The following is a 26,060-nucleotide window of genomic DNA, read 5'->3' as shown; positions in this document are numbered from 1 at the left end:
CGAACACCTGGCATGGAAGGACAGCGTGTGTCGACAGTGCGGCACCGGTCGGATGTGGCAGTCTGCGGTACAGGACTGTCCTCGCCCGGGTGGCGGGCGAGGCGTTGCCCCCCGAGTGAACAGCGAGATCGCGTGAGTGAAGGACCGACCGGCCGCGGCTGCGGCGCGGGGACCCAGTCCCGTTCCTCCAGTGGAACCGACGACCTGGCCGACCTGCTGCGGCGCAGCGCCGCCGGGGACGAGGCCGCCTTCGCCCAGCTGTACGACGCCACGTGCACGAAGCTGTTCGGGCTCGTGGTGCGGCTGACCCGCTCCCCGGAGCTGGCCGCCGAGGTGGTGCAGGAGGTCTACCTGATGGCCTGGCAGCAGGCGGAGCGCTTCGATCCGCGGCGCGGCACCGTGCTGGCCTGGCTGTGCACCATGGCCCACCGGCGCGCGGTGGACCGGATCCGGCAGAGCCAGCGGGAACGCGTCCGGGACGAGCAGTACGAGCTCCGCCAGGCGGGCCCGCCCTCCGACGAGACCTGGGGCGAGGTCGAGCAGTCCTTGGACACCGAGGAGGTCCGCACGGGGCTGGGATCCCTGAGCGAGCTCCAGCGCGAGGCCGTCTGCCTGGTGTACTACCGGGGCTACAGCCACCGACAGGTCGCCGAGCACCTGGCCGTCCCACTGGGCACGGCGAAAGCACGGATCAGGGACGGGCTCAACAATCTACGCTCAGCATTGGGGGTGCAGCGGTGAACGACATGCAGGGGGACGACCGGTCCGACGACGTCCACGGGGACGCGGCACTCTACGCCGTGGACGCCCTCGAGCCCGAGGAGCGTGCCGCGTTCGAGGACCACCTCCGGGGCTGCGCGGCGTGCCGCGCCGAGGTGGACTCGTTCGGAGAGGTCGGCGCTGCCCTGGCCTCGGCGGTGGCCCAGGAGCCGCCGCCGGCCCTGCGCGCGAACGTCCTCGCCGCCATCCACGGGACCCGGTCCGGGGCACCCGCCGGGACGCCGGCCACGTCGCCCGCCGAGCCGCCGAGCGCTGCCTCCTCCGGGAGCTCGGCGGGCCCGGGGTCCGGCGCGGACGTCGTCTCCCTGGCGGAGCGCCGGCGGCAGCGGCGGCAGCGGCTGGCCGTCGCGGCGGCGGCCGCAGTGCTCCTGCCGGGTGCCGCCCTGGGCGGCTGGGCGATCGGGACGCAGACGGAGCAGCGCGAGCAGCAGCAGCTCGCCGCGCAGGAACAGGACCGGCAGGCCCGCCTGCTGGCCGCCGCGGACGTGGCGACCCACCGGCTGGAGGTCGACGGGAGCGCCGCCACCCTCGTGGTCTCCGAGCAGGAGGACGCGGCCATGCTCGTGGCTGCCGACCTCCCGGACCCGGAGGAGGGGCGCGAGTACCAGCTGTGGCTGATGCAGGACGGCTCCCCGGTGCCGGACGCGCACTTCGGCGGCGGGCAGGTGCAGGTGTGGCTGAAGGGGGACGTCGACCGTGCCGGCGCGGTGGCCATGACGGTCGAGCCCGCCGGCGGCTCCGAGACGCCCACCACGCCGGTGCTGGCCGCCGTGGAGGTCTGACCGGGCACGGAGGAGGGGACCGGGCATGAGGCGGCTGTTCGCCGTGACCCGTGCGGCCGCGGCCGTGGCAATGGTCGCGGCCGTGCTCGGACAGCTCCGGGTCAGCCTGCAGTTCTGGGTCGACCGCGGCGACCGCCACATCGCGGTGGACGTGGCGAACTTCTTCAGCTACTTCACGATCCAGAGCAGCCTGCTGCTCGCCGTGGTCCTGGCCGTCGGGGCGGGACTGCTGCTGCGCGGTCCCGGTGCCGAGCCGGGAGCGTTCAGCGCCCTGCGCGCGGCGGCCACCACGTACACGGTCGTCACGGGGCTGGTCTACAACGTGCTGCTGCGCGGCATCCCGCTCCCGGCCGGCCTGGAGCAGCAGTGGTCCAACGAGGTCCTGCACCTCATCGCGCCCGTCTACGTGCTCCTGGACTGGCTGCTCGCGCCCGGTCGGCGCCCGGTGCGGTGGCGGGTCGTCGGCTGGACGGCCGTCTACCCGGTGCTGTGGGTGGTCTACACCCTCGTGCGGGCGCCCCGGGTGCTCGACGAGGCCACCGGCGCGCCCTACTGGTATCCCTATCCGTTCCTCGACCCCCACGCCACCGCCGGCGGGTACTCCGCCGTGGCGGTCTGGGTCGCGGTGCTCGCCGGGCTGGTCACGGTCGTCGCCGGCGGCGTCGTCGCAATCTCGCGGCGAGGTCGTGCCCCCGCCCGCCCCCTGCCATCATGAGGCCATGACCGACGCAGACCTTCCCGCGGACGCGGTGCGCACCGGTGTGTGGGCCACGCTCGGCGACGTCCGCACCACGCTCGCGCTCGAGCGCGCCGGCTTCGACTGGGTCGGCGTCGACGCCCAGCACGGACACTTCGACGACGCCGCCCTCCGCGGCCTCTTCGCCCTGCGGCACGAGGCGGCGGCGCCGGTGCTGGTCCGGGTCGCCGCGAACGACCCCACGGCGATCGGCCGGGCCCTCGACGCCGGGGCGGACGGCGTGATCGTCCCCCTGGTCCAGAGCGCCGGGCAGGCCGAGGCCGCCGTGGCCGCGGCGCACTACCCGCCACGGGGCGCCCGCAGCTGGGGCCCCCTGCCCGGGAGCCGGGACTCCACCGGGGGCGCGGCGTCGATGCCGCGCCCCCGGTGCGCGGTGATGGTCGAGACCGCCCCGGCAGTGGCCGCGGTCGAGGAGATCGCGGCCACCCCGGACCTGGACATGGTCTTCGTGGGGCCCTTCGACCTCTCCCTCGCGCTGGGCCGGGACGTCGACGACCTGCTCGCGGACACGGCGGAGGACGCGCCCCTGCCGGTGATCGTGCGCGCGTGCCGGGCGGCCGGTGTGCTGCCGGGGGCGTTCGCGGGGTCCCCGGAGCGGGCGGCCGCGCTGCGCGCGCAGGGCTTCTCCTGGATCGCGGTGACGACCGACTCGGGTGTCCTGCACCTGGGCAGCGCGGCGGCGCGCGCCGGGCTGACGCCCCCGGCATGAGCTCCCGGTCGGCCGGACGGCGGTCCCACCCCCTGCGGTGGGTGCTGTCCCGTGCGCTGGTCCGCAGCTGGCTGCACTCGTTCCGGACCAGCCGCAGCGCGCTGTACTTCCGGGCGCGCAACCGCTTCGTGGGGACGCCCGTGCGGGGGGACGCCCCCGTCGTCGTCAGCCTCACCTCCTACGGGAGCCGGATCCGCACGGTGCACCTGGCCGTCGAGTCGATGGCGCACGGGACGGTCCGCCCGCGGCGGCTGATCCTGTGGCTGGAGGACCCCGCCGTGGTGGCCGATCCCCCCGCACCGCTGGCCCGGCTGGTGCGCCGCGGCCTCGAGATCCGCGCCACCGAGGACTGGGGCCCGCACAAGAAGTACTACCCCTACGTGCGGTCCGAGGCCCGGCACGAGCTGCCCCTGGTGATCGCCGACGACGACGTCCTCTACGGCGGGACGTGGCTGGAGGAGCTGCTCGCCGTCCACGAGCGGCACCCCGGCGACGTGGTGGCGCACCGGGCGCACCGCATGCGCGTGCAGGCGGGACGGATCCAGCCCTACGCCACCTGGGTGCCCGGCGCCCCCGCGGGAGCCTCGCTGCTGACCTTCGCCACGGGCACCTCCGGTGTGCTCTACCCGCCGCGCCTGCTCGACGCCCTGCGCGAGGCCGGGAGCGGGTTCACGGCGTGCGCGCCCCGGGCCGACGACGTGTGGCTGCACGCCGTCGCCCTGCGCCAAGGCGTGGGCACCCGGCCGGTTCGCGACGGCCGGACCACGTACCGGCCCATTCCCCGGCTCGTCATCCGAGGTCTCAAGACGGCCAATGTGCTCCGCGGAGGCAACGACATGCAGATCGAGGCGACGTATTCGCCCTCGGACGTGGAAGAGTTGGAGCGTGCACGGGCGGCCGAGGGCCCCTGAGCACTCGGACGGGCGGTTCCCCCAGCTTCCCGTCCCTCCGGCCGTCCCCCACGGCCACCGACTGCGCTCCCATCCCCCCAGGAGTATCCATGCCGAACGACCCCCACCGACCGGACCCGCTGGACTGCAGCTCCGCAGGGACCGCCTCCCGAGCAGCACAGCACTCGATCTTCTTCGACTCGCCGGCCGAGCTGGCGGCCTACACGCGGCACGACCGCCTGACGGCCACCGGGCCCCTCCTGCTCGCCCGCCGCGGCGGCTACCACCCCGACGGCCCGTGGCCGTGCTCCGCTCTCGAGTCGGCCCAGAACGTCCTGGCCACCCGGCCGCGGACGATGATCGAGATCGATCTGCGCAGCACCGTGGACGGCCGGTGCGTCGTCCTGCACGAGCCCGTCATGGGGCACGGGAGCACCGGCGTCGGGCCGGTGAGCGAGCAGTCCGCCGACTACGTGCTGAGCCAGCACCTGGTGGACAACTACGGCGAGGTCACCCGCTGCCCCGTGCGGGAGGCCGGCGAGTTCCTCACCTGGGCCGTGCCGGCCGGGGCGGTCCTGTGGCTGGAGGTGCACCACGTGGCGCCCGAGGTCGTCGTCGAGCTCGTCCGCACCCACCGTGCCGAGAGCCAGGTGGTGGTGGGGGTGCAGGGGCTGACGCAGCTGGCCGTCTACCGCCGGATCGCCCCGGACCTCGTCTACTTCGTGCCCAGCCACCCGGATGGGCTCGCCACGGCCGAGGATGTCCGGCGCGAGGTGCCCGACATCGGGCGGGTCATCGGCTTCGCCGGCCACTACGTCCCGGACATGGAGACGAGCCTGCGGATGCGCGGCTGGGACGTGCCGATGCGCCTGGAGCTGCACCGCTACGACGAGAACCTGCCCGCCGACGCCCTGGACCCGCACTACTACCGCCGCGCGGTGGAGACGGGCTTCGGCATCCTCTCCACCTGCCACTACCGCGAGGCGTCCGACCTCCTCGGCCTGCCGGGGTGGGCGCCGACGTCCGGGAGCCGGCGCGGCCGGGGGCTGAGCCGGCACTGAGGTCCGCGCCCGGATCCGGGCCGGGCGCCGCGGACGCCGGGGGCTCCCGGCCGGGCGGGGACCAGGAGCTCGCGCCGGGCACGAGGGAAACGCCCCGTCACGGCGGCGCCGGGCGCCCCGGGATCGGGACGCCCGGCGCCGGGGGCTCGGGTCTCAGTCGTCGCCGGGGGCGTCCTCCGGCGCGTCGCCCTCGGCCTGGGAGGGCTTGTTGCCGGCCGGGTCGACGGCCGACTCCACGTCCTGGTCCTCGGGAACGTCCCCCTCGGCCTGGGACGGCTTGTTCTCGGCGGGGTCCGGGGTCTGCGTCATGACGGTCCTTCTTCCTCAGTAGGGTGATGGTCCGGTGCCACGCTACGCCCGCGCCAGGAGCGCCGACAAGGGGAGCGGGCCGCTACGCCGCCCGGCCCGCGACGACCGCGGCGAACAGCGAGGCCGGGATGAGCCCGGCCCGGTGGGCGCGCTCGACCGCGGCGAACCCGTCGGGGGTCTGCTCGTAGGGGAAGTGGATGAGGTCGGCGGCGAGCTCCCAGTGGTCGATCATCCCGCCGGCGTAGAGCTGGCAGATCGCCCAGGGGGTATCCGCGGAGAAGCTCGGCTCGTCGGGCAGCACGTACTCGTCGGCGGGGACGCGCCAGGCCTCGAGGTCGTCCAGGGCCGCCTCGAGCTCCTCGAGGGTGTCGTAGTGCCCCGAGCGGTCGGGGTCCACGGTCCCGTTCGGGTTGGCGAGCTCGACGTCGTAGCCGCCCTCCGCCGCGGCGAAGACGGACGTGGGCCCGGGCTCGCCGCCCACCCCGGCGTCCAGCGGCAGCTGGGACGGCAGCCACTCCCAGCCGTCGCCGAGCTGGTCCATCTCCAGGTCCCGGTAGGCCACCCAGCCGCGGGCGACCAGCAGCTCGTGGGCGTCGTCGTCCCACGTGCCCTGCGGGGCGCCGTCGATCTCGACGCCGCGGGCGCCGGCCGCGGCGTGGAACTCCCGCCGCTGCTGCTTCTTCTTGGCGGCGGCCTTCTTGCGGGCCTTGCTCTTGGGCACGGAACTCTCCTGGCGGTCGGGGACCGGCGACGGTCCTGCGGGGGCGTGCTCCCATGATGGCCCACCCGGCCCGGACCGTGCGCGGGCGTTCCACCCGTCCCCGCCCGCCGCTAGTCTGGCCGGGACCGCCCCGTTCCCGACCGCGAAGGACATCCCATGACGATCCCCCGCACCGCCCCCTCGACGAACGGCCCCGTGCGCTACGCGGTGGTCGGGCTCGGCCAGATCTCCCAGCAGGCGTTCCTGCCCGCCATCGCCCGGACCGGCAACTCCGTGCTGGCCGCCCTGGTCACCGGCACCCCGCAGAAGGCCCAGGAGCTCGCGGCCGAGTACGGCGTGCCCGCGTACTCCTACGAGGACTACCCGGCGCTGCTGGCCTCCGGTGACGTGGACGCCGTGTACGTGGCCACGCCCGTGTTCCGGCACCGGGAGTTCGCGGAGCCGGCCCTCGAGGCGGGCATCCACGTGCTGGTCGAGAAACCGATGGAGACCTCCGTGGAGGACTGCCGGGCGATGATCGACGCCGCCGCGCGCGGCGGGGCCCGGCTCATGGTCGCCTACCGGCTGCACCACGAGCCGGGCACCCTGGAGCTGATCACCCGGGTCCGGGACGAGGCCCTGGTGGGCGAGCCCCGCCTGTTCACCGCGGTGTTCGCCCAGGACATCGACGAGGCCAACCACCGCGGCCACTCCGGGTTCTGGGGCGGGCCGATCCCGGACATGGGCAGCTACCCGCTCAACGCGGTGCGCAACCTGTTCGCGGCCGAACCGGTCGAGGTGCACGCGATGGGCGTGCGGACACCGGGCCGGGGCTTCGACTTCGACGACACCGTGGCGGTGACCCTGCGCTTCCCCGGGGAGCGGCTGGCGCAGTTCACGATCAGCTACGCCACCGAGGCCACCGAGCAGTTCACCGTGGTGGGCACCGGCGGTGCGCTGGCGGCCCAGCCGTGCTTCGGCTTCGGTCCCGAGGTGGGCATCAGCTACACCGTGACCCGCGACGGCCGGACCGAGACCCGCACCCACGACCCGGTGGAGCAGTTCGCGGGCCAGACCGACTACTTCTCGGCGTGCATCCTGACCGGCGCCGCGCCCGAGGCCGACGGGGAGGAGGGGCTGCTGGACATCCGCGTGCACGAGGCGGTGCTCGCCTCCCTCGAGACGGGCCGGCCGGTGCGCCTGGAGCCGGCGGACCGGGCCGTGCGCCCCTCCGCGGACCAGGTGCGCACCCTGCCGCCCGTGGCGGAGCCCGACGACGACGAGCTCGTGGCCCAGCTGCCGCAGAACGGCTGAGGGCCCCGTGACGCAGGAACGGGGCAGCCCGGGACCGGTGCGCGAGGGCCGGGTGGTGGGCGTGCAGGTCTGTTTCGGGGGACCGCCCCGACCGTAGACTCCGAGGACCATCCGACGCCCCAGGGAGGCTCACCTGCCATGAAGCACTACCTGCTCAGCATCGAACAGCCCGACGGCGGGCCGGCGGCCCCCGAGGTCCTCGAGCCCGTGATGCGCGACGTCGCCGCGTTCAACGAGGAGCTGCGGGCCGCGGGGGCGTGGGTCTTCGCCGGGGGCCTGGACCGCGCGGAGGCCTCCGTCGTCGTGCGCTTCCACGGCGCGGACGTGGTCACGACCGACGGCCCGTACGAGCGCGAGGACGAGCACGCGGGCGGAATCTGCATCGTGGCCGCTCCCGACTACGACGCCGCCATCGAGTGGGGCCGGAAGCTGGCGCGGGCGACCACCCTGCCGGTCGAGGTGCGGGAGTTCCAGGGGGCGCCGGAGGAGCACCTCCCGGGCTGAGGGGCCGGGCGGGTCAGCGGCCGATCCGGCGGGCCTGCTCCTCCCACGCGGCGTGGGCGTCCCGGGAGCCCGTGGGCCGGTGGATCTCCCGCAGCGCCCGCAGCGCGGCGTTGCGCTCCCGGGCCAGGGAGTCCGCGGCGGCCTGCGCGGCGGCGTCCGCCCGGGCCTGCGCCCGGGCGGCGGAGATCGCACCCATGATCGCCTCCACGGCCTCGGACCCGCCCGCCAGGTAGGCGGCCCGGACGTCGGGATCGGGGTGGAGGAGGTACCGGTCGTCGCGCTGCCCCAGGCGGGTGTCGAACTCGTCCTCGGTCAGGTCCGAGATCACGGCGGCCACCCGGTCCAGCCGGGCCTCGACCTCCTGGTGCAGAGGTGTCCGTCCGGCCGCGTCCCGGACCGACCACAGCGCCCGGCCGTGCAGCCGGAGACGGGCCACGTCCCAGTCCGCCCGGGGCACCTCGGCCAGCCGGGCGGCGACGAAGGCCGTGTCCGCGGTCCGCTGCTGGGGCGGCAGGAGCCCGAGCTGCCGGTGCATCCAGGCCGCCCGCATGTTCTCGGTCCCGGCTCGGCGGGCGGTCTCCAGCGTCCGGTGCCGCGCTCGCCGCCGGCCGGCCGCGCCCGGGCGCAGGGCCCGGAGGGTGGTGCGCAGCAGCAGCACGACGACCAGCAGGCCGGCGAGGACCAGCGCGGTGACGGCAATGACCCGCAGGTCGGCCAGGACGGACGACACGACGGACACGACGGTGGCCCCGGTGACCAGCAGTGCGACGCCGGAGCCGTCGCTGTTCCCGGTGCTGTTCATGGCGGATCCTCCCGCATCCCGCATCCCGCAACCGCTTGACCCCGCAGTGTAGTCGCTTCCACCGGCAGCGGGCTGGGGAGCAGCCCGGCGGGACCCGCGACCGGTCCGCCGGGGGCCTCGATAGGGTGGACGGCATGAGGTCCTGGGTGCTGTCCGTGTCCGCCGCCGCCCTCCTGCTCGCCTCCGGGTGTGCGGGCGGGAACGCCGAGCGCGAGGCCCTGCTGCGCGAGCACGGGCTGGAGGGCGCGAGCACCGAGGAGGTCGTGGAGCGGCTCGACCGCACCCACGAGGACCGGGCGGCGGGACTGGCGGGCTCCGTCACCTACGACGAGGTGGTCCTGACCGACGGCGGGTCGGAGGCCGTGCTGCCCATGCCGGAGGACCGGTTCTACCTCGCGGTCGCCCCGTGGACCACCACCACCCACGAGTGCTTCCACCACAGCCTCTCCGGCTGCCAGGGCGAGCTCGTGGGCGAGGAGTTCGACGTGCGGGTGGCCGACGACGCCGGCCGGGTGCTCCTCGACCGGACGCTCACCAGCTACGAGAACGGGTTCGTGGGCCTGTGGCTGCCCAAGGACATCACCGGCACCCTCGAGATCAGCTCGGCCGCCGGGACGGCGACCCAGCAGGTCAGCACCTCCGCCGACGACCCGACCTGCCTCACCACGCTGCGCCTGGCCTGATCCCGGCCCCGGGGGCCGTGGGCCCCGGGAGCGAGGCCCGCGCCCACCGCCCGGCCCGTCCGCGGGCACCGGCGGCGTCCGCGGACGGGCCGGGCGGGCACGCTCAGGAGGAGATGACCTTCGGCACGCCCAGGGCCTTGAGGCCCTCCACGCCGAACTCCAGGCCGAACCCGGAGCTCTTGATCCCGCCGAAGGGCATCCGGGGGTCCACGGTGCCGTGCTTGTTGATCCAGACGGTGCCCGCCTGGAGCCGGGCGGCGACCTCCCGTGCCCGGTCCGGGTCCGAGCCCCACACCGAGGCCCCGAGGCCGACGTCGAGGCGGTTGGCCATGCGCACGGCCTCGTCGACCGAGGAGTACTTCACGATCGGCAGGGCCGGACCGAACTGCTCCTCGGTCACCAGGGGGTTGTCGTCGTCGACGTCGGCCACGAGCGTGGTGGGGTAGAAGTACCCCGGCTGCTCCGCGGCCGGCTCGCCGCCGATCAGCACCCGGCCGCCCCCGGCCCGCGCCTGCTCGACGAGGTCCGCGACGATCTCGAACTGCGCCCTGTTCTGCAGCGGGCCGAGGACGTTGCGCTCGTCCCGCCCCTGGCCCATCGGCATGGCCGCCGCGACCCGGGTGAGGGCCTCGCACACGGCGTCGTGGACGTCCTCGTGGACGTAGAGGCGCTTGAGCGCGGCACAGGTCTGGCCCGTGTTGATGAACGCGCCCCAGAACAGGCCCTCGGCGATGGCCTCGGGGTCCGCGTCCGGGAGCACGATCCCGGCGTCGTTGCCGCCCAGCTCCAGGGTGAGCCGGGTCAGGGAGTCGGCGGCCGAGCGCATGATGGCCTTGCCCGTGGCGGTCGAGCCGGTAAACATCAGCTTGTCCACGCCCGGGTGCTTCGACAGCGCCTCGCCGACCTCCCGGCCCCCCGCCACCACGGTCAGCACGTCCTCGGGCAGCACCTGGTTGAGCACGTGGGCGAGCCCGAGCACGGACAGCGGGGTGTACTCGGAGGGCTTGGCCACCACGGTGTTGCCCATCCGCAGGGCCGGGGCGAGCTGCCAGACCGAGATCATCATCGGCCAGTTCCAGGGGCTGATGGCCCCCACGACGCCGATGGGCTCGTAGCTGAGCACGGCACGGCCGGACTCGTCGTCGAAGAGCGTCTCGGGCTCCAGCGGCAGCGTCGCCGTCGCGCGCAGCCAGGCCACCGCGCCGCCGACCTCGAACAGGGCGTTCGGCCCGTTCTGCACGGGCTTGCCCTGCTCGCGCGAGAGCAGCTCCGCGAGCGCGGCGGCGTTCGCCTCGACGGCGTCGGCGGCCCGGAGCAGCAGCGCCGAGCGCTCGGAGTCCGGGACGGCGGCCCACTCCGACTGCTTCCGGCGGGCCCGGTCCAGGGCGTCGTCCAGGTCCTCGACCGTGGACTCCGGGGACCGGCCGACCAGCTCCCCGGTGGCCGGGTCGAAGATCTCCCGGCCCTGCGGGTCGGTGACGGCCGCCAGCAGCTCGTCGAGACCGAGGACGGTCGGGGTGTCGGTCGTGGCAGCGGGAGTGGTGGTCACGGTGGCTCCTTCGGGAGGACGGATGCGGTGCTGCCCCCATGGTGACCCGGGACACAGCCGGACGGCTTGACCGTGCGAGCACGGCTGTTGACCCACAGCGCGGATTCCCGCGCTGTGGGTCAAGGGCCGTGCGCGCCGGGACAACTCGCCTCGACGTGCCCTGGATCACACTGGGGCCATGCGCAACGAGACCGCCAAGACCTACGTCGTCGTGGGCGCCGGCACCGCCGGCAGCATCCTGACCCGCCGCCTCCTGGACGCCGGCCACGAGGTGATCCTCCTCGAGGCCGGGGGCACGGACCTCAACCCGGCCATCCACCAGGTGTCCCGCCTGGGCGAGCTGTGGCACTCGCCGGAGGACTGGGACTACTTCACCGTGCCCCAGCGGCACGCGGACGGCCGGGTGATCCACTGGCCGCGCGGACGCGTGCTCGGCGGCTCCCACGCCCTCAACGCCACGATCTGGGTGCGCGGCGCCGCCCAGGACTACGACGCCTGGGCGGCGGACGGGTGCCCGGGATGGGGGTGGGAGGACGTGCTGCCCTGGTTCCGGGCGCTCGAGGCCTACGTCCCGCCCGCCGGGGCGGTCCCCGGCGACAGTCGTGGCACCGACGGGCCGGTGCCCGTGGTGCAGGACTACCCGCTCAACCCGGTGTTCGCCTCGATCATCGAGGCGGCCGAGCAGGTGGGGGTGCCGTACAACGCGGACTACAACGGCGGCACGCTCGACGGGGTCTCCCAGCAGCAGATCAACGTCCGGGACGGGCGGCGGTTCAACACGTGGATGGCCTACGTCAAGCCGGTGGAGGATCACCCGCGGCTGAGCCTGCGCACCGGAGTGCTCCTGCAGCGGGTGCTCGTCGAGGACGGGCGCGCGGTCGGCGTGGCGGTGGTGCCCTTCACCGCCCCGGACGGCGCGCCCGAGGAGATCCGCGCCGACGAGGTGGTCCTGTGCGCGGGGGCGCTCGACTCGCCGAAGATCCTCCTGCGCTCGGGCATCGGCCCCGCCGCCCACCTCACCGACGTCGGGGTCCCCGTGGTCCACGACCTGCCCGGGGTCGGGTCGAACCTGCACGACCACCTGCTGGCCCCGGTCATCGCCGAGGCCACGGCCCGGACGATCGAGCACCTCGCGTCCGACTGGTCGGTCACCCAGACGCACCTGTTCTGGCGCTCCCGCCCGGACCTGGACGCGCCCGACACCCAGCCCATCCACTTCTCCGTCCCGATGTACGACGAGGGCATGGAGGGGCCGACGAACGCGTTCACGCTGCACGCGGGGCTCGTCCGCCCCCGGTCCCGTGGCACCGTGCGCCTCACCGGGCCGGGCGTGGCCGACCCCGTGGCGCTCGACCCGAACATCTTCGAGGACCCGCGCGACCGCGAGGCCCTGCTCGCCTCGCTGCGCCAGGCCCGGGAGATGGTGCGCACCCGCCCCCTCGCGCAGGACTGGGGCGCCGAGGAGCTGTACCCCGGCCCGGAGGTGCGCACCGAGGAGGAGGAGATCGCCTACCTCCACCGGTTCGTGACCACCTACCACCACCAGGTCGGCACCTGCCGGATGGGCACCGGCCCGGACGCGGTGGTCTCCCCGGAGGACCTGAGCGTGCACGGCGTCGACGGCCTGCGGGTGGTGGACGCCTCCGTGATGCCGCGGGTGCCCAGCGGCAACACCAACGCGCCCACGGCGATGATCGCCGAGCGCGCCGCGTCCCTCATCACCGGCGGCAGCACCACCCTCGCCGCCGCAGCGGCCGCAGCGGCCGCCGCGGGCGCCGAGGGCTGACGGCCGGCGCGCCGTCCCGGACCGCCGCGCCGGGGCCCCGGTCCGGGACGGCGCGCCTACACTGGCCGCGACGGGCCGCCCAAACGCCGAGGGCGGCCCCGCCGGTGCGGCGGTGCCGCGCCGGGGGAGTGGGCCGCCCGGCCCGGAGGGGATGATCGATGAGCCTGCGGATGGACCTGACCGCCCGGGCGGTGGCCGTGCGCGCCCGCCTCAGCCCGTTCCGGGAGGTGGACCAGCTGCGGGGCCGGCCCTATCCGGAGCCCGCGGCGGTGCCGAAGGACCTGCGGCGCTCGCACGAGCTCACCCGCGAGGAGGTGGGCGGGCGCCCGGTGCTGCGCCTGACCCCGCGCGACGGCGCGGACGGGTCCCACCTGATCTACCTGCACGGCGGGGCGTTCGTGAACCCGCTGCTGCCGGCGCACTGGTGGATCATCCGCGAGGTCGTCAAGGGCACGGGCACCACGGTCACGGTGCCCCTCTACCGGCTCGCCCCGGAGGGCTGCGCGGACGAGGGCTACGATTTCCTCGCCGCGGCCTGGGCCGACCTGGTGGCCCGGCCCGCCGTGGACCGGATCGTCGTGGCGGGGGACTCCGCCGGCGGGTGCCTGGCGATCGGGCTGGCCATGCTGCTGCGCGACACCGGGCTGCGGGCGCCCGACCACGTCGTCGGCTTCTCCCCGGCCCTGGACGTCACCGCGAGCCACCCGGCCGTGCGCGAGATCGACCCGCACGACCCGATGCTGAGCACGGACGAGGTCGTCCCGCTGTGCCAGGCCTGGGCCGGGGACCGCTCGCTGACCGACCCCCTGGTCAGCCCCGTCCACGGGGACGTGGAGGGCCTGCCCCCGGTGCACCTGGTGCAGGGCGGGCGGGACATCCTCGCGGCCGACGCCCTCGGCTTCGCCCGGGCCCTGCAGCGCGCCGGCAACCCCGGGCGGCTGCTCTACGAGCCCGGCGCCTTCCACGTCTACGTGGGCGCGTGGTGGACCCCCGAGGCCCAGCGGGCCATCCGGCACGTCCGCTCGCTGCTCTGAACGCCCCGCTCCGGACCCTTCCTGCCGCCCGTCCCACAGCCCGTCCCGCCGTCCGGCCCGGGCCGGTGCGGTAGTCTGCCGGTCATGTCGCAGATCCGTCAGGCCCGCCCGGAGGACGTGCCCGCCATCCTCGGGATGGTCCGGGACCTGGCCGTGTACGAGCGCGAGCCCGACGCCGTGCGGATGACCGAGCAGCAGCTGGCGCAGGCGCTGTTCGGGGAGCACCCGGCGGTCTTCGCCCACGTCGCGGAGGACGAGGGCCGCCTGCAGGGCTTCGCCCTGTGGTTCCGCACCTTCTCCACCTGGGAGGGCGTGCACGGCATCCACCTCGAGGACCTCTACGTGCGCCCCGAGGCCCGCGGCGCCGGCCACGGCAAGGCACTGCTGCAGGCCCTGGCCCGGCACGCCGTGGCGCAGGGCTGGGCCCGGGTCGAGTGGAGCGTGCTGAACTGGAACGAGCCGTCGATCGGCTTCTACCGCAGCCTCGGCGCGCTGCCCCAGGACGAGTGGTCCGTCTTCCGGCTCACCGGGGACGCCCTGCACCGGGTCGGCGCCGCGCGGGAGCACCAGCCCGGCCGCGCCTGAGCGCCCCTGACGTCTCCCCGGGGCGCTGCGGTCGGACCCGGTGTCCGCACCCCGCTGCGTGCCGGTGCGGTTCCGGCCCCGCCCCGTCGGCCGGAATAGCCCACGGCCGCCTGGCGTTCCCTAATCAGTGATACGTCAACGAACGGGGGGTGCTGTGCAGAAGGTCGTGGTCGTCGGGGCCGGGCAGGCGGGACTGTCCGCGGCCCACCACCTGCGCCGCCGCGGGCTGGTGCCCGAGGAGGACTTCGTGGTCCTCGACGCCAATCCCGGGCCCGGGGGAGCGTGGCGGCACCGCTGGCCCTCGCTGACCTTCGGCGGGGCCCACGGCATCCACGACCTGCCGGGGATGCCCCTCGGGGTCCCCGATCCGGCCGAGCCCGCCTCCGCCGTGGTCACCCGCTACTACGGCGAGTACGAGCGCCGGTTCGAGCTGCCCGTGCGCCGTCCCGTGGCCGTGCGCAGGGTGGAGTCCGTCTCCGACGGCGGACCGCTCGACGTGGTCACGGACACCGGGACCTGGCGGACGCAGCTGCTGATCAACGGCACCGGCACGTGGGACCGCCCGCACTGGCCGTACTACCCCGGCCGGGAGCTCTTCCGGGGGCGGCAGCTGCACACCCACGACTTCCGCTCCGCGCAGGAGTTCCGCGGCCGGCACGTCGTGGTCGTGGGCGGGGGCACCTCCGCCGTGCAGTTCCTGCTGCAGCTGGACGCGGCCGGCGCCACCACCACGTGGGTCACCCGCCGCCCCCCGCAGTTCACACCGCGCCCCTTCGACGCCGAGTGGGGGCGGGACGTGGAGCGCCGGGTCGACGAGCGGACCCGGGCGGGGCTGCCCACGGAGAGCGTGGTCTCGGCCACCGGCCTGCCCCTCACCCCGCAGTACCGGGCCGGGATCGAGGCCGGGGTCCTGGTCTCGGCCGGCCCGCTGCGGGAGCTCACCGCCGACGGGGTCCGCCTGGCCGGCGGCCGGGAGATCCGCGCCGACGCGATCCTGTGGGCCACCGGCTTCCGGCCCGCCCTCGACCACCTCGCCCCGCTCGGGCTGCGCGAGCCCGGCGGCGGGATCCGGACCGACGGGGTGCGGGTGCTCGCCGACCCGCGCGTGCCGCTCGTCGGCTACGGGGCCTCCGCCTCGACCCTCGGCGCCACCCGGGCGGGACGGGCGGCCTCCCGGGAGGCCGTGCGGCTGCTGGGCGCGGGGACCTCCGGGCCCCGGGAACTCGCGTCCACCGTCCGCACCTGATCCATCCCGCGCCCCCGATCCGTCCCACGCAGGAGGAACCGTCATGGTCCGCATCGGCATCATCCTCGGCAGCACCCGCCCCCAGCGCAACGGGGAGGCCGTGGCGCAGTGGGTGCTCACCCACGCCGCCCACCGCGACGACGCGCACTTCGAGCTCCTCGACCTGCGCGAGCACGACCTGCCGCACCTGGACGAGCCCGTGCCGCCCTCGGCGGGCCGGTACCAGCACGAGCACACGCGACGGTGGGCCGCCACGATCGACGGCTTCGACGGCTTCGTCGTCGTCACCCCCGAGTACAACCACGGCGCCCCCGGGGTGCTGAAGAACGCCTTCGACCACCTCTACGCCGAGTGGAACAACAAGGCCGTGGGCTTCGTCTCCTACGGCTCCGCCGGCGGGGTGCGCGCCGTGGAGCAGCTGCGGCAGGTCGCCGGGGAGCTCCAGCTGGCGGACGTGCGCCAGCAGGTCGCGCTGTCCCTGCGCACCGACTTCGAGCACTACAGCACCTTCGCCCCGGCGGAGCACCACCTGCGCGCGCTGTCCACGATGCTGGACCAGGTGATCGCCTGGTCCACGGCGCTCGCGCCGCTGCGCGCCCCGGCCGACGGCGCCGGATGAGCGCGGCGTGGTCGTAGGCTGAGCACATCCAGCCGTCCCGACGAAGGAGCACCCGTGAGCGACCAGCCGACTTCCAGCCCCGACCCGATCGAGGACGCGGCCAAGATCGACGACGCCGACATGACCACCGAGATGACCCCGGTGCCGCACGAGCACGGCGACGCCAAGAACGAGGACTCCGACCCGGAGGACTGAGACCGCACGACTCAAACCGCACGACCGGTGCCGCACGGCACCCCGCCCGTGCGGCCGCACGGGGACGCCCCCGGGGAGCAGCTGCTCCCCGGGGGCGTCCCCGTGTCCGCCGGCGGGCTTCGGCAGGAGGCCGGGCCAGCTCGCCACGACGTGCCGGGCGCAACACGCCGCCCGGCCCTCGGATCGACAGGATGCTTGACACCGTGACGGCCGCCACGCACAGTGAGAGTGGGGTGGGAGCGCTCCCACGAACCGGGCGCCCCGCCGAATCGGCCCGCTGCCGCTCCTCGTGGCGACCGGATGCCACCTCGTTCCCGGACCCGTGCAAGGAGCAGTCACAGGATGAGCACCACACCGCTGTCGTTCCCCGACCACTTCGTCTGGGGCGCGGCCACCGCCGCCTACCAGATCGAGGGCGCCGCCCATGAGGGCGGCCGGGAGGACTCCATCTGGGACGTCTTCGCCCGCGTCCCCGGAGCCGTGGCCGACGCCCACAACGGGGACGTCGCCTGCGACCACTACCACCGGTCCGCGGAGGACGTGGCCCTGATGCAGGAGCTGAACCTGCAGGCCTACCGCTTCTCGACGTCGTGGGCCCGGTGCGTGCCGGACGGCGTCACGCCCAACCCCGAGGGCATCGCGTTCTACTCCCGCCTGGTCGACCAGCTCCTCGAGGCGGGGATCCAGCCGTGGCTCACCCTCTACCATTGGGACCTCCCGCAGGCGCTGGAGGACCGGGGCGGCTGGACGAACCGGGAGACCGCCCACCGGTTCGCCGAGTACGCGGCCGTCATGCACGAGGCCCTCGGGGACCGCGTGCGGATCTGGACCACCCTCAACGAGCCGTGGTGCTCGGCCTTCCTGGGCTACGCGGCCGGCGTGCACGCCCCGGGCCGGCAGGAGCCCCGGGCCGCGCTCGCCGCGGCGCACCACCTGCTGCTCGGGCACGGCCTGGCCGTGCAGGAGCTGCGGCGGCGCGATCCGGAGGCCACCCTGGGGATCACCCTGAACCTCACGGTGCCCGATCCCCTGGACCCCGCCAGCGCCGCGGACCGTGACGCGGCCCGCCGCATCGACGGGCAGTTCAACCGCATCTTCCTGGACCCCCTGTTCCGGGGGGAGTACCCGGCCGACGTGCTCGAGGACGTGCACCACCTGGGCCTGGCCGACCACGTGCAGGAGGGTGACCTCACCGTCATCGCCGCACCATTCGACGTGCTGGGCATCAACTACTACCACGGGGAGGCCGTGACCACGGCCGCGCCGGACGCCCCCTCCGCGCCGGAGGGCCACGCTCCGCTGAGCCGTCCCGTCTCCTCCCCGTACGTCGCCGCCGACCGCGTGCAGTCCGTGCCGCGGGGCCTGCCGGTCACCGGGATGGGCTGGGAGGTGCAGCCCGAGGGGCTGCGCCGGCTGCTGAACCGGGTGCAGGAGGAGTACACCGGCCCCGCGGGGATCCCCGTGTTCATCACGGAGAACGGCGCGGCCTACGACGACGCCCCTGACGCCTCGGGGTTCGTGGACGACCAGGACCGGCTGCACTTCTTCGACGCCCACCTGCGGGCCGTCAAGGACGCCATCGACGACGGCGTGGACGTGCGCGGCTACCTCGCGTGGTCCCTCATGGACAACTTCGAGTGGGCGTGGGGCTATCACCAGCGGTTCGGCCTGGTCCGGGTGGACTACGGGACCCAGCGCCGCACCCCCAAGGCCAGCGCCCGGTGGTACGCCGCCGTGGCCGCGGCCAACGCGCTTCCGGCGTCCCCCTCGCAGGAGCCCGGACCGCTCGAGGGCGCCGCATCGCCCGGCCGGTGAGCGCGGAGCGGCACGGGGCGGGGCGCGCCGGCACCGGGCGGCCCAGCCCCACCCTGGAGGACATCGCCGCGGCGGCGGGCGTGTCCCGGTCGACCGCCTCACGGGCCGTCAACGGCGGTGACCGGGTGAGCCCGCGGGCGCAGGCGGCCGTGGACGCCGCCGTCGTCGAGCTCGGCTACACGCCCAACCGCGCGGCCCGGAGCCTGGTCACCCGGCGCACGTCCTCGATCGCCCTGGTCATCCCGGAGCCGGACGTCCGGATCATGGCGGACCCGTTCTTCGCCGTGGTCATCACGGGCATCACCGACGCCCTCCGGGAGACGGACGTGCAGCTGGTCCTGCTCATGTCCCGCACCGGGGACGACTCCGGGCGGGTGCTGCGCTATCTGCGCGGCGGGCACGTGGACGGCGCCGTCGTGGTCTCCCACCACCGGGACGATCCGTGGACGACGTCCCTGCCGGGGGCCGGTCTGCCCACCGTGTTCATCGGCCGCCCCTGGGAGGGCCGGCCCGGGGTCCCCTACGTGGACACCGACAACCACCAGGGCGGTCGGCTGGCCGCCCTGCACCTCGCCGCCGGCGGCCGCACGCGGGTGGGCACGGTCGCCGGCCCGGTGGACATGACTGCGGCCGCCGACCGGCTCGCCGGGTGGCGCGAGGGGCTGCGCGAGGCCGGCCTGGCCGAGGGGCCGGTGGTGCACGCGGACTTCACGACGGCCGGCGGCCGGCAGGCCGCGCTGCGGCTCCTCGAGGAGGCCCCGGAGCTCGACGGCGTCTTCGCGGCCTCGGACCTCATGGCCCTGGGGGTTCTCGAGGCCGCGCGCCGGCGCGGCCGCTCGGTGCCCGAGGACGTCGCGGTGGTCGGCTACGACAACCACGCCCTCGCCGCCACCGCCGTTCCCCCGCTGACCACGGTCACCCAGCCGATGTCGGCCATGGCCGGCGCGGCGTGCCGGATCCTGCTCGAGGAGATCGACTCCCCGGGGGCCCGCCGTGCGCCGATCGTCTACCCGGCGGAGCTGGTGGTGCGGGAGAGCAGCGGGGCGCGGCGGCTCTCCGCGCCCTGAGCGTCCACCGGTGGCACCGGGTCCTCCCGCCCGCACGGCCCGCGGACGGGACCCCGGCGGTCAGGCCGCGGTCCGCGGCCGGTGACCCCCTCCGGCGCCGGTCGGGCCGCCGCCGGCCGGGCCGCCGCGGTCAGGCCGCCGTGTCGAGGGCGGCGCGGAGCCCGGACAGGTGCGGCGCGTGCTCGGCCAGCTCCTGGAGATAGCCCAGCTCGGCGAGGTCGTGCAGGGCGGTGTCGAGCTGCCCCGGAGTGAGCTGGGCGTCACGGGCCACGGCGTCGAGCGAGGGGGCCGCCTCGGCCGTGACGTGCTCGGTCAGGGCGTCCAGGACGACCACGGCGTCGACGCTCACGTGCTCGTCGTGGATGGCTTCGGCGAGCAGCCGCTCCGCGGCGTAGAGACTGGCGGCGAACATGTGGGGAAGTGGGGTCTGCATCGTGGACATCACAGTTGCAACGATAATCCGCTTCCATGAAAATCCCCTGAATCCGGGCGACGGGCCGATCCCCCCGGCGGAATGCCACGCACGGCGCGGACGTTCGCTCCACCGTGGGGCCCAGGACGTGCCGGCGGCCCCGCCCGCGACCGCGTCGACGGCTCGAGACCGCAGAGCTCGAGACCGCACGGATCCGGATCGCACCGATACCCAGTACAGATCCGCAGCCCACAGACAAAGACATCGAAGGAGATGCCCATGCAGGAGTTCGCCCCGCTCTGGTCACCCGTCCGGATCGGCGCCACGGAGGTGGCGCACCGCGTCGCCCTGGCCCCAATGACCCGCATCAGCGCCACCGAGGACGGCCGGGCCACCGACCGGATGGTCTCCTACTACGAGACCTTCGCCCGCGGCGGCTTCGGGCTGCTGATCACCGAGGGGATCTACCCCGACACCGCCTACAGCCAGGGCTATCTGCACCAGCCGGGCATCGCCACCGTGGAGCAGGCGAAGTCCTGGGCCCCCGTCGTCGACGCCGTGCACGCGGCCGGGGCGCGGATCTTCGCCCAGCTCATGCACGCCGGCGCCCAGACCCAGGGCAACCGGTACGTCGACGCCACGGTCGGACCCTCCGCGGTGGCGCCCAAGGGCGAGCAGCTCGGCTTCTACCGCGGCGAGGGCCCGTTCCCCGTGCCCGAGCAGATCACCCCGGAGCAGATGGACAAGGTCCGGGACGGCTTCGTCACGGCCGCCCTGCACGCCCAGGACGCGGGCTTCGACGGTGTGGAGATCCACGGCGCCAACGGGTACCTGCTGGACCAGTTCCTCACCGACTACCTGAACCGGCGCACCGACAAGTACGGCGGCTCGCCCGAGAACCGGGTGCGCTTCGCCGTGGAGATCTGCCGCGCCGTGCGCGAGGCCGTGGGGCCGGAGATGACCGTGGGGATCCGCATCTCCCAGGCCAAGGTCAGCGACGCCGAGCACCGGTGGAGCGGCGGGGCCGAGGAGGCCCGCGTGATCTTCTCGGCCCTGGGGGCCGCGGGCATCGACTTCGTCCACACCACCGAGTACCGGGCCACCGCCCCGGCCTTCGGAGGGGACGGCGAGTCGCTGGCCGCGCTCGCCAAGGAGCACTCCGGGGTCACCGTGATCGCCAACGGCCACCTCGACGACCCGGACGCCGCGGCCACGCTGCTGGGCACGGGCGCGGCCGACGTCGTCGCCCTGGGCAAGGGCGCCCTGGCCAACCGGAACTGGCCCCGCCTGGTGCGGGAGGGCCGGGAGCCGGCGCCGTTCGACGGCGCCGTGCTCGGCCCGCTCGCCGACATCAAGGACGAGGAGCTGTCCCTGCGCGGCTGACCGCGCACTCCGGGGACGGCACCGGGCCGGGCGCGTCGTGCGCCCGGCCCGGCGGCGTCCCCGGGACGCTGCCCGGAGCGGCAGCGGTCGCTGCCCAGCGCGGGAATCAGCGGCCGTGCCGGCGGTTCCGGGCGAGCGCGGCCGTGGCCAGCGCCCCTCCGGCCAGCAGGGAGGCGGCCCGGGGGTGGGTCTGCAGCCAGGTGTAGGCGCTGACGCCGCGGGCCCGGGCACCGAGATCCCCCTCGGTGCGGTTGTCCTCCTCCCGGGGGGCGTAGAGGGTGCCGGGGGCGCCGCCCGGGGCGGGCGTCGAGGTGCTCTCCAGCGGCACGGCGCGGGACAGCGCCGCGTCCATCAGCCGCGGCGCGAGGGCCTGGACGGCGGACATGATCCGCCCGGCCCCACCGGCGTAGAGGTCCCGGACCGGGTGCTCGGCGGCGTAGAGCACGCAGTCGGCCACCACGGAGGGCTGGTAGATGGGCGGCGGGCCGGTGGGCTCCACGTCCAGGGTGTGGGCCGCGCTGGTGAAGAACGGGGTGTTGATGGTGGCCGGCTTGATGCTGGTGACCGAGATCGGCGCGCCCTCGGCCATCAGGTCCCGCCGGAGGGCGTCGGTCATGCCCTCCACCGCGTGCTTGGAGGCGGCGTAGGCGCTGTGCCGGGGCAGGGCGACCCGGCTCTCCACGGAGGAGACGGTGATCAGGGCGCCGCCGCCGGCCTCGCGCAGGCGCGGCAGCGCGGTGAGGGCGCCGTGCACCTGGCCGAGGTAATTGATCTCCATGAGGCGGCGGAACTCCTCGGGCAGGGTCTGCTCGAAGGGGGCGTGCACGAGCACGGCCGCCACGTTGACCCACGTGTCGATCCGCCCGTAGGCGGACACCGCCGCCTCGGCGACGGCCTGGACCTGGTCGGGGTCGACGACGTCGCACACCACGTAGGCGGCCCGGCCGCCGCGGTCGGTGATCTCCTGGACGAGGGACTGCAGGCCGGGCTCGCTGCGGGCCGCCACGACGAGCGCCGCCCCCTTCTCGGCCAGGCGCAGGGCGGACGCGCGGCCGATGCCGCTGGAGGCGCCCAGGACGACGACGACCTGGTCCGCGATGGGCTTGAGCTGCATGATCGGTGCTCCTGTCGGTGGGTGTGGACCCACCGTAGAGAATCGCCGCGCGCGACAGCAAGTGTGCTGATCAATTGCGTCCCGGGGACGTCTGCCGGTCCGCGGTGCGCCGGGCGCTGCGGCGGGCGTGGGCCGCGCGGGCGGCGGCCAGCAGGGCCAGCAGGGCGACGACGAGCAGGACCGCCCACGGCTCCCGCAGCCAGGCCCAGACCACGGCCATCCCGACCGTCCCGTAGACGGTGCCCCAGATGAGCGTGCCCACCAGCATCGCGGGGATCCAGCGGCGCAGGGGCATGCCGGTGACGGCGGTGGTGAGGATGACGGCGGTCTGCAGTCCCACGGTGAGGAAGCAGGCGGGCACGGCCAGCACGCCCCAGCGGTGCACGAGCCGCTGGGCCCGCCGGTAGAGGGCGGTGTCCATCAGCCGGCGGACACGGTCGGAGCGCCGGCTGCCGCCGGTGGCCGCGGCGCGGCCCAGGGCGAAGACGGCCGTGGTGCGCACGATGCCCACGGCCCAGAAGAACAGGATCGCGGCACCGAGGGGGAGGGACTCCATCCAGGCCTGCACCGGTCCAGTCTAGGGAGCGGAGCTGACAACACCCGACGACAGGATGTCAGCACGGACCGCCTCCGCCTGGGATACCCTCGCCTCAGATCCGGCCCTTCCGGGACGGTCACCGGCACAGGAGGACGCACGAGCATGAGCGTGGAGATCGACGACCAGGGCACCGTGACCTCCGGCGGACGCCCCGTGGACTACGCCACCGCCTACGGCTGGGCCGTGGACTCGCCCGAGACGATCACCGACCTGGTCCACGACACCAAGGCGTTCGTGACCGTGATCGCCGCCGCCGAGCACGCGGGCCCGGAGGAGCAGGCCGCCGCCGTGCGGAAGGCGTTCGCGGCCGGGGTGCCGCGCGCGCCGGGCGCCTCCTGGGCCGCCGCGGCGGCCCAGGAGACGGCGCCGCAGGAGACCGTGCCTTCCGAGCCGGCGGCCTCGGATCCGGACGCCGGATCGCCGGAGCCCGCGACCTCGGACACCGCACCGCAGGAGCCGGCAGCCGACGCGGCTGCGCCGCAGGAGCCAGCAGCCGGTCGGCGCGGCTAGTCCTCGCAGGCCACGCCCGGCTCCCCGCCCCGGTCCAGGGCCGGTCGGTAGCCGGGCTCGTCCGCGCGCAGCGGTGCGGCGCCGGCCTCGCGCACGGCGTCGCAGTTCGGGTAGTACACCTCCACCGGGGCCGACGGCGCGGGGGAGGACGCACCGGCCCGGGCCGCGGAGGCGCCGTCGGGCAGGTCCTGCTCGGGGCACCCGGCCAGGACCTGGGCCATGGCGGCCTTCTCCTCGGCCGTGACGAAGAGCTCGTAGCGGGTCTTCACCGCGATCTGGAGGGCCACGTACGGGCAGTGGAACGCCTCGTCCGGCGGCAGCCATGCGGCGGCGTCCGAGGCGGACTTCTCCCCGTTGGTGGGCCCGTCCACGGCCAGCAGGTTCAGCGGGTCGTTGGCCAGTGCCTGCCGCTCGTCCGCGGGGAGCCGGTCCGCCCCGGTGACCCATGCGTTCTTGAGCGCCACCACGTGGTCGATCTGCACGTCGGCGGAGGTCAGCGGTCCGCGGCGGAAGTCGATCGTCGCCCCCGTGTAGGGGTCCTCCAGCGTCCCCGAGAGGACGGTGCACCCGTCGTCGCCGAGCACCGTGCCGGTTAGGTCCCGGGCCAGGACGTCGTTGCGGGCGTCGCAGCCGTTGCCGTCGGGATCGGCCCAGTCGCCGAACTGCGCGAGCCGGTCGTAGTCGTCGCCGCTGCCGGCCTCCTCGACGGGCAGCGCCTCGAGGGCCTGCCCGGCCGGGGAGGCGCTCGCGGTGGTCCGGGCCGGGGCGGTGCACCCGCTCAGCAGGGCGAGGGCGAGCGGGACGGCCACCGCCCAGCGGGCCGGGTGCCGGCCGGCCCGGCGGGCGGAGGGGTCGTGCGCGTGCTGCATGGGTCTCCTGGGAGCGGGGCGCGCCCGCATCGGACGCGGGTGGAGCTCCATTGTCCCTCGTCAGCACGCCGACGGCACAGCCCGGAGGGGCCGCCCGGGCCGTGCCGGGCTGTCCCTCCGGGCCGTTCGACCGGCGGTCGGCCGCTCAGCCCCGCTCGTCCACGGCCGCGACCGCCAGATCCGGGTGGTCGGAGAAGAGACCGTCCATGCCGGCCCCGACGTTCACCGCACCCGATCCGTGGAACGGACCCGCGGGGCCCCGCCGCTCACAGCTGCGGGACGCACTGCCCGGCGCCGAGCTCGGCCAGGCCGGCCCGGTCCCCGGCGGCGAGCGTCGTGACCTCACCCGCCGGGTGCATCACCTGGGCGGGGTCGTCCACGTGGGCGAGCCCGACCACGTGCGCCAGTTCGTGCACGATGGTCGCGCGGACGTGATGGGCGCCGCCGGGCGCCTCCAGGATCGGCGCCAGGCCCGGGGCGTCGAGGGTGACCTGGCCGGTGACGTAGACCAGCGGCTGCCCGGGTGCGCCCCGGGGCGTGCTGCCGCCGAGGCCCACGACGTCGCCGGCCAGCTCCGGGACCTCGTCCGGGTCCGACCAGGTGATCAGCACCGGCGCCCACCGCGAGCCGTACCGGTCGGGCTGATAGGGCTCCCGCCGTGTGTCGGGGTCCTCCGTCGTCGTGCCGTCGTAGATGAACTGCAGGCCCGTGGCCGCGGAGATCTCGGCCACGGCCTCCTCCACGAGCTGCTGCCCTCCGGGCGGGGCGCCGTCCGGGCGCAGGACCCAGTGCACCGGCCGGCAGGGGTCGTAGGCGACCATCTCCTGCTCCGGGTCGGGCGAGTCCATGAAGCGGTAGCCGCCCGCCTCCTCGACGACCGGCGGGTCGCCCAGTGGGGTCCGGGAGGCCTCCACCCCCGGTGGCGGCGCCGCGGCGTCCGGCAGGTGCGGAAGGAGGACGGGCAGGGCGTAGCGGTCGACGAGGCCGGGGGCGAAGCAGAGCACGGTCAGCAGCACGACCCCCACCGCCGGGCTCGTCCGCCGCACCCGGCTCCGTCGCCGGGGAACCCGGTGCGGTGTGGTGCCACCGTGCTCGCGCATCGTCCCCGTCTCCAGTGCTCGATCGACCCTGTCCCCTTGACCGTACTGAAGTGTACGAAAGCAAAGGGAAATGGCGGTCTTTCCCGTCCGAACATGACGGGCCGCCTGCCTACACTGGCCGGGCCGGATCCCCGACGAAGGAGCACCGCAGTGGAGCAGAGCCCGCACCAGAACGTCACCTTCCCCTCGGCCGGGGAACAGGCCCACGGCTACCTGGCCCTGCCGGAGACCGGCCGCGGTCCCGGCGTCATCGTGGTCCAGGAGTGGTGGGGGCTGACGGACCACATCCGCGACGTGGCCGACCGGCTCGCGGCGGAGGGCTTCGTCGCGCTGGCCCCGGACCTCTACGGCGGGTCCATCACCCACGACGCCGAGGAGGCCGCCGCGATGATGGCCCGGCTGCCCGAGGAGGAGGGCGCCCGCCTGCTCGGCGGGGCGGTGGACCACCTGCTGGGCCACGAGGCCGTCACGAGCGCCACCCTGGGCGCCGTCGGCTTCTGCATGGGCGGAGGGTTCGTCCTGGCGCTCGCCGCGGACCAGGGCGAGCGGATCGGCGCCGCAGTGCCGTTCTACGGCGTCGGCCAGGGGCTGCCGGACGCCTACCAGGGGCTGCGCGCGGCCGTGCAGGGCCACTACGGCCGGCAGGACCGGTCGTACCCGGTCGAGAAGGCCGAGGCCCTGGAGGAGCAGATCCGCCGGGAGTCCGGGGCCCCGGTCGTGCAGTTCCACTTCTACGACGCCCCGCACGCCTTCCACAACGACGAGAACCGGCACAACCACCGGCCCGAGGACGCCCGGACGGCCTGGGCGCGCGCGATCGCGTTCCTGCGCGAGCACGTGCGGTAGGGCCTCCGCCGGGACGAGGGCGGGGCCGTCCGGGGCGTTCA

At 75.1% G+C, this 26,060-nt stretch carries 29 protein-coding genes; 20 read left to right on the top strand and 9 right to left on the bottom strand.

Annotated features, from left to right (window positions below):
- Positions 1–132: 132 nt before the first annotated feature.
- The 6 genes from sigK (at position 133) to ABL57_RS12460 (ending at position 4,979) form a co-directional block, all read left to right on the top strand.
- Positions 133–741: an ECF RNA polymerase sigma factor SigK gene (sigK, locus tag ABL57_RS12485; RefSeq protein ID WP_082157426.1), complete on the top strand. Its 609-nt coding sequence runs from the start codon at positions 133–135 to the stop codon at positions 739–741.
- 5 nt (positions 742–746) lie between these two features.
- Positions 747–1,562 carry an anti-sigma factor gene (locus ABL57_RS12480; protein WP_238986050.1) on the top strand — a complete coding sequence of 272 codons (816 nt, stop codon included), beginning with the start codon at positions 747–749 and terminating at the stop codon, positions 1,560–1,562.
- 25 nt (positions 1,563–1,587) lie between these two features.
- Positions 1,588–2,277 (top strand): Pr6Pr family membrane protein, encoded by a 690-nt coding sequence (locus ABL57_RS12475; RefSeq protein WP_047803797.1) that lies wholly within the window; start codon positions 1,588–1,590, stop codon positions 2,275–2,277.
- Between the two features lie 4 nt (positions 2,278–2,281).
- Complete coding sequence (locus ABL57_RS12470; protein WP_053004947.1) at positions 2,282–3,028, top strand: HpcH/HpaI aldolase/citrate lyase family protein; 747 nt, start codon at positions 2,282–2,284, stop codon at positions 3,026–3,028.
- The gene (locus ABL57_RS12465) at positions 3,025–3,939 is read left to right on the top strand and encodes a hypothetical protein (protein WP_053004946.1); all 915 of its coding nucleotides are present in this window, start codon (positions 3,025–3,027) and stop codon (positions 3,937–3,939) included. Before ABL57_RS12470 ends, ABL57_RS12465 begins: the two co-directional genes overlap by 4 nt.
- Before the next feature lie 89 nt (positions 3,940–4,028).
- Positions 4,029–4,979, top strand: a complete 951-nt coding sequence (locus ABL57_RS12460) for a hypothetical protein (RefSeq protein ID WP_047803796.1) — start codon at positions 4,029–4,031, stop codon at positions 4,977–4,979.
- Between the two features lie 153 nt (positions 4,980–5,132).
- Here ABL57_RS12460 and ABL57_RS22365 read toward each other — a convergent pair whose 3' ends face one another.
- Together ABL57_RS22365 and ABL57_RS12455 are read right to left on the bottom strand one after the other, a co-directional pair.
- Positions 5,133–5,288 carry a hypothetical protein gene (locus tag ABL57_RS22365; RefSeq protein WP_158041216.1) on the bottom strand — a complete coding sequence of 52 codons (156 nt, stop codon included), beginning with the start codon at positions 5,286–5,288 and terminating at the stop codon, positions 5,133–5,135.
- 82 nt (positions 5,289–5,370) lie between these two features.
- Positions 5,371–6,009, bottom strand: a complete 639-nt coding sequence (locus tag ABL57_RS12455) for a hypothetical protein (RefSeq protein ID WP_047803795.1) — start codon at positions 6,007–6,009, stop codon at positions 5,371–5,373.
- Between the two features lie 156 nt (positions 6,010–6,165).
- Here ABL57_RS12455 and ABL57_RS12450 point away from each other — a divergent pair, with 156 nt between their 5' ends.
- Positions 6,166–7,302, top strand: a complete 1,137-nt coding sequence (locus tag ABL57_RS12450) for a Gfo/Idh/MocA family protein (RefSeq protein ID WP_047803794.1) — start codon at positions 6,166–6,168, stop codon at positions 7,300–7,302.
- Between the two features lie 138 nt (positions 7,303–7,440).
- Entirely contained in the window at positions 7,441–7,806 is a 366-nt protein-coding gene (locus ABL57_RS12445; protein ID WP_047803793.1) for a YciI family protein, read from the top strand.
- 13 nt (positions 7,807–7,819) lie between these two features.
- Here ABL57_RS12445 and ABL57_RS12440 read toward each other — a convergent pair whose 3' ends face one another.
- The gene (locus tag ABL57_RS12440) at positions 7,820–8,608 is read right to left on the bottom strand and encodes a hypothetical protein (protein ID WP_047803792.1); all 789 of its coding nucleotides are present in this window, start codon (positions 8,606–8,608) and stop codon (positions 7,820–7,822) included.
- Between the two features lie 134 nt (positions 8,609–8,742).
- On the opposite strand from ABL57_RS12440, the gene ABL57_RS12435 reads away from it, so the two are divergent.
- Positions 8,743–9,291 carry a CueP family metal-binding protein gene (locus ABL57_RS12435; protein WP_053004945.1) on the top strand — a complete coding sequence of 183 codons (549 nt, stop codon included), beginning with the start codon at positions 8,743–8,745 and terminating at the stop codon, positions 9,289–9,291.
- Between the two features lie 103 nt (positions 9,292–9,394).
- Here ABL57_RS12435 and ABL57_RS12430 read toward each other — a convergent pair whose 3' ends face one another.
- On the bottom strand, positions 9,395–10,840 hold the full coding sequence (locus ABL57_RS12430) for an aldehyde dehydrogenase family protein (RefSeq protein ID WP_047803791.1): 1,446 nt from the start codon (positions 10,838–10,840) through the stop codon (positions 9,395–9,397).
- 178 nt (positions 10,841–11,018) lie between these two features.
- Here ABL57_RS12430 and ABL57_RS12425 point away from each other — a divergent pair, with 178 nt between their 5' ends.
- From ABL57_RS12425 to ABL57_RS12395, 8 genes are all read left to right on the top strand, one after another.
- The gene (locus ABL57_RS12425; protein WP_047803790.1) at positions 11,019–12,626 is read left to right on the top strand and encodes a GMC family oxidoreductase; all 1,608 of its coding nucleotides are present in this window, start codon (positions 11,019–11,021) and stop codon (positions 12,624–12,626) included.
- A gap of 158 nt (positions 12,627–12,784) precedes the next feature.
- Positions 12,785–13,660, top strand: coding sequence for an alpha/beta hydrolase (locus ABL57_RS12420; RefSeq protein ID WP_053004944.1), 876 nt, complete (start codon positions 12,785–12,787; stop codon positions 13,658–13,660).
- A gap of 84 nt (positions 13,661–13,744) precedes the next feature.
- Positions 13,745–14,245 carry a GNAT family N-acetyltransferase gene (locus ABL57_RS12415; protein WP_047803789.1) on the top strand — a complete coding sequence of 167 codons (501 nt, stop codon included), beginning with the start codon at positions 13,745–13,747 and terminating at the stop codon, positions 14,243–14,245.
- A 154-nt stretch (positions 14,246–14,399) separates the two neighbouring features.
- Entirely contained in the window at positions 14,400–15,491 is a 1,092-nt protein-coding gene (locus ABL57_RS12410; RefSeq protein ID WP_047803788.1) for an FAD-dependent oxidoreductase, read from the top strand.
- A 43-nt stretch (positions 15,492–15,534) separates the two neighbouring features.
- Positions 15,535–16,110: an NADPH-dependent FMN reductase gene (locus ABL57_RS12405; protein ID WP_047803787.1), complete on the top strand. Its 576-nt coding sequence runs from the start codon at positions 15,535–15,537 to the stop codon at positions 16,108–16,110.
- Between the two features lie 54 nt (positions 16,111–16,164).
- Positions 16,165–16,305 carry a hypothetical protein gene (locus tag ABL57_RS22360; RefSeq protein WP_158041181.1) on the top strand — a complete coding sequence of 47 codons (141 nt, stop codon included), beginning with the start codon at positions 16,165–16,167 and terminating at the stop codon, positions 16,303–16,305.
- Positions 16,306–16,647: 342 nt separating this feature from the next.
- The gene (locus ABL57_RS12400; protein ID WP_047803786.1) at positions 16,648–18,120 is read left to right on the top strand and encodes a GH1 family beta-glucosidase; all 1,473 of its coding nucleotides are present in this window, start codon (positions 16,648–16,650) and stop codon (positions 18,118–18,120) included.
- A complete protein-coding gene (locus ABL57_RS12395; protein WP_047803785.1) occupies positions 18,117–19,187 on the top strand; it encodes a LacI family DNA-binding transcriptional regulator in 1,071 nt (356 codons plus the stop codon). The genes ABL57_RS12400 and ABL57_RS12395 overlap by 4 nt, the downstream gene beginning before the upstream one ends.
- A 130-nt stretch (positions 19,188–19,317) precedes the next feature.
- Here the strand turns inward: ABL57_RS12395 and ABL57_RS12390 are convergent, their stop codons facing one another.
- Positions 19,318–19,629: a hypothetical protein gene (locus tag ABL57_RS12390; protein WP_047803784.1), complete on the bottom strand. Its 312-nt coding sequence runs from the start codon at positions 19,627–19,629 to the stop codon at positions 19,318–19,320.
- Between the two features lie 249 nt (positions 19,630–19,878).
- Between ABL57_RS12390 and ABL57_RS12385 the strand changes: the two genes are divergently transcribed.
- Positions 19,879–20,982: an NADH:flavin oxidoreductase gene (locus ABL57_RS12385; RefSeq protein WP_047803783.1), complete on the top strand. Its 1,104-nt coding sequence runs from the start codon at positions 19,879–19,881 to the stop codon at positions 20,980–20,982.
- A gap of 106 nt (positions 20,983–21,088) precedes the next feature.
- Here ABL57_RS12385 and ABL57_RS12380 read toward each other — a convergent pair whose 3' ends face one another.
- Positions 21,089–22,096 (bottom strand): SDR family oxidoreductase, encoded by a 1,008-nt coding sequence (locus ABL57_RS12380; RefSeq protein WP_047803782.1) that lies wholly within the window; start codon positions 22,094–22,096, stop codon positions 21,089–21,091.
- A gap of 70 nt (positions 22,097–22,166) precedes the next feature.
- A complete protein-coding gene (locus ABL57_RS12375; protein WP_047803781.1) occupies positions 22,167–22,664 on the bottom strand; it encodes a DedA family protein in 498 nt (165 codons plus the stop codon).
- A 132-nt stretch (positions 22,665–22,796) separates the two neighbouring features.
- On the opposite strand from ABL57_RS12375, the gene ABL57_RS12370 reads away from it, so the two are divergent.
- The gene (locus ABL57_RS12370; RefSeq protein ID WP_047803780.1) at positions 22,797–23,204 is read left to right on the top strand and encodes a hypothetical protein; all 408 of its coding nucleotides are present in this window, start codon (positions 22,797–22,799) and stop codon (positions 23,202–23,204) included.
- Here the strand turns inward: ABL57_RS12370 and ABL57_RS12365 are convergent.
- Positions 23,201–24,073 (bottom strand): DUF1524 domain-containing protein, encoded by an 873-nt coding sequence (locus tag ABL57_RS12365; RefSeq protein ID WP_047803779.1) that lies wholly within the window; start codon positions 24,071–24,073, stop codon positions 23,201–23,203. The two genes, ABL57_RS12370 and ABL57_RS12365, sit on opposite strands and share 4 nt — an antisense overlap.
- Positions 24,074–24,339: 266 nt before the next feature.
- A complete protein-coding gene (locus ABL57_RS12360; RefSeq protein ID WP_152683392.1) occupies positions 24,340–25,119 on the bottom strand; it encodes a peptidase in 780 nt (259 codons plus the stop codon).
- Between the two features lie 147 nt (positions 25,120–25,266).
- Here ABL57_RS12360 and ABL57_RS12355 point away from each other — a divergent pair, with 147 nt between their 5' ends.
- Positions 25,267–26,019 (top strand): dienelactone hydrolase family protein, encoded by a 753-nt coding sequence (locus ABL57_RS12355; protein WP_082157425.1) that lies wholly within the window; start codon positions 25,267–25,269, stop codon positions 26,017–26,019.
- Positions 26,020–26,060: the final 41 nt, after the last annotated feature.

The organism is Kocuria sp. SM24M-10 (assembly GCF_001027955.1).
Lineage (GTDB): Bacteria > Actinomycetota > Actinomycetes > Actinomycetales > Micrococcaceae > Kocuria > Kocuria oceani.
This window is presented reverse-complemented; position numbering and strand designations above follow the sequence as displayed.

What these genes read in the sequence shown, in the direction of transcription:
- ABL57_RS12480 (WP_238986050.1), top strand. Translation starts at nt 747, where the DNA reads ATGCAGGGGGACGACCGGTCCGACGACGTCCACGGGGACGCGGCACTC.
- ABL57_RS12475 (WP_047803797.1), top strand. Translation starts at nt 1,588, where the DNA reads ATGAGGCGGCTGTTCGCCGTGACCCGTGCGGCCGCGGCCGTGGCAATG.
- ABL57_RS12470 (WP_053004947.1), top strand. Translation starts at nt 2,282, where the DNA reads ATGACCGACGCAGACCTTCCCGCGGACGCGGTGCGCACCGGTGTGTGG.
- ABL57_RS12465 (WP_053004946.1), top strand. Translation starts at nt 3,025, where the DNA reads ATGAGCTCCCGGTCGGCCGGACGGCGGTCCCACCCCCTGCGGTGGGTG.
- ABL57_RS12460 (WP_047803796.1), top strand. Translation starts at nt 4,029, where the DNA reads ATGCCGAACGACCCCCACCGACCGGACCCGCTGGACTGCAGCTCCGCA.
- ABL57_RS22365 (WP_158041216.1), bottom strand. Translation starts at nt 5,288, where the DNA reads ATGACGCAGACCCCGGACCCCGCCGAGAACAAGCCGTCCCAGGCCGAG.
- ABL57_RS12450 (WP_047803794.1), top strand. Translation starts at nt 6,166, where the DNA reads ATGACGATCCCCCGCACCGCCCCCTCGACGAACGGCCCCGTGCGCTAC.
- ABL57_RS12445 (WP_047803793.1), top strand. Translation starts at nt 7,441, where the DNA reads ATGAAGCACTACCTGCTCAGCATCGAACAGCCCGACGGCGGGCCGGCG.
- ABL57_RS12440 (WP_047803792.1), bottom strand. Translation starts at nt 8,608, where the DNA reads ATGAACAGCACCGGGAACAGCGACGGCTCCGGCGTCGCACTGCTGGTC.
- ABL57_RS12435 (WP_053004945.1), top strand. Translation starts at nt 8,743, where the DNA reads ATGAGGTCCTGGGTGCTGTCCGTGTCCGCCGCCGCCCTCCTGCTCGCC.
- ABL57_RS12425 (WP_047803790.1), top strand. Translation starts at nt 11,019, where the DNA reads ATGCGCAACGAGACCGCCAAGACCTACGTCGTCGTGGGCGCCGGCACC.
- ABL57_RS12420 (WP_053004944.1), top strand. Translation starts at nt 12,785, where the DNA reads ATGAGCCTGCGGATGGACCTGACCGCCCGGGCGGTGGCCGTGCGCGCC.
- ABL57_RS12415 (WP_047803789.1), top strand. Translation starts at nt 13,745, where the DNA reads ATGTCGCAGATCCGTCAGGCCCGCCCGGAGGACGTGCCCGCCATCCTC.
- ABL57_RS12405 (WP_047803787.1), top strand. Translation starts at nt 15,535, where the DNA reads ATGGTCCGCATCGGCATCATCCTCGGCAGCACCCGCCCCCAGCGCAAC.
- ABL57_RS12400 (WP_047803786.1), top strand. Translation starts at nt 16,648, where the DNA reads ATGAGCACCACACCGCTGTCGTTCCCCGACCACTTCGTCTGGGGCGCG.
- ABL57_RS12390 (WP_047803784.1), bottom strand. Translation starts at nt 19,629, where the DNA reads ATGTCCACGATGCAGACCCCACTTCCCCACATGTTCGCCGCCAGTCTC.
- ABL57_RS12385 (WP_047803783.1), top strand. Translation starts at nt 19,879, where the DNA reads ATGCAGGAGTTCGCCCCGCTCTGGTCACCCGTCCGGATCGGCGCCACG.
- ABL57_RS12380 (WP_047803782.1), bottom strand. Translation starts at nt 22,096, where the DNA reads ATGCAGCTCAAGCCCATCGCGGACCAGGTCGTCGTCGTCCTGGGCGCC.
- ABL57_RS12370 (WP_047803780.1), top strand. Translation starts at nt 22,797, where the DNA reads ATGAGCGTGGAGATCGACGACCAGGGCACCGTGACCTCCGGCGGACGC.
- ABL57_RS12365 (WP_047803779.1), bottom strand. Translation starts at nt 24,073, where the DNA reads ATGCAGCACGCGCACGACCCCTCCGCCCGCCGGGCCGGCCGGCACCCG.
- ABL57_RS12355 (WP_082157425.1), top strand. Translation starts at nt 25,267, where the DNA reads ATGACGGGCCGCCTGCCTACACTGGCCGGGCCGGATCCCCGACGAAGG.